The sequence below is a fragment of the Psychrobacter sp. 1U2 genome, from assembly GCF_051847575.1.
The window spans coordinates 1-1,204 of record NZ_JBPYDC010000325.1; the positions used below are offsets into that span (position 1 = coordinate 1).

A 1,204-nucleotide genomic window follows, 5' to 3' on the forward strand; every position below is an offset into this window, starting at 1 on the left:
AAACTCATAGGATTGGCTTCGTACATTAAACGTAACTTGCCAGCTTTGTTTGGATACTTTGTATCAAAAGGATACGTGAATAACCCACCGCGGCATAGTATACGATGCACATCGCCAACCATAGCGGCTACCCAGCGCATATTAAAATCACGACCACGTACGCCTGTATCACCAGCGGTTAGCTCATCAATATACTGCTGCATAGGAGCACGCCAATAACGATAGTTTGAGCTGTTAATAGCATATTCACTAGTATCTGCGTCGATCTGTACATTGTCTTTTACTAGTATGTAGTCGTTACTATCTGGATCTAAGCTAAACATCACTACATTATCCGCTACCGTCAGTGCCAGCATGGTCGATGTGCCATATAGTAGGTAACCTGCTGCCAGCTGTGCGTTGCCCGCTTGTAAAAAGTCGCTATTTTCACTCGTTTGGCCCTGGCGCTGGTAGGGGAGTATAGAGAAAATAGTGCCTACCGCCATATTGATATCGATGTTTGATGAGCCATCAAGTGGGTCAAATAATACGAGTAAGTTACCATCTGCATTGGCAGGGGTTGCATCATCTAGCTCTTCTGACGCCACACCTGCACAGTGTTCGTTTTGTGCTAAAGCATCTAATAATAAATCATTGGCCAATACATCCAGTTTTTTTTGTTCTTCACCTTGGACATTTTGATTGCCTGCTTCGCCCAAAATGTCTGCTAACGCTCCTTTTCTGAGCAGTTGTGAAATGGTTTTACCAACTTCTGTGACAGTAGTGATAACATCGCTTACGGCAGAGTCAGTTTTTTGTGCTTTTAAATATTGGGCTAAAGTCGTCATAGTAGTTCCTAATAAAGGGAAGAAGTCGTCTAAGATAAAAAATCATAAGGTTTAGAAATACGCTAGATTAAGCTTATGACTTAGAATATGTTCAGCTAAAACTTTGGTTGAATAAGTAAATATGCAAATAGCAGGCACGTTATCTTTGTCCTGCATGCAAAATCAGCTACACTATGTCTATTATTATTGATAATTTAGTCAGACTTGCTGCTTATTATCGTAGATAGTGGGTTATTTATGAAAGCAAGTAAGATGACATAGGCTACTGCGATAAAGTGTAGCAAATAAGTGCCAAAATGTCCTCGTGTCTGTACACATGGTCATAGTCGTGAACGAATAAATCGTTATGATTGACTTGATATAAACTCATAATAAAG

General features: G+C 40.2%; 1 protein-coding gene. It reads right to left on the reverse strand.

Going from position 1 to position 1,204, the window contains the following annotated elements; genetic code table 11:
- On the reverse strand, window positions 1-827 hold an 827-nt coding region (locus ACS8FD_RS15525), incomplete at its 3' end, for a class 1 fructose-bisphosphatase (protein ID WP_439276512.1).
- Between the last annotated feature and the right edge of the window lie 377 nt (window positions 828-1,204).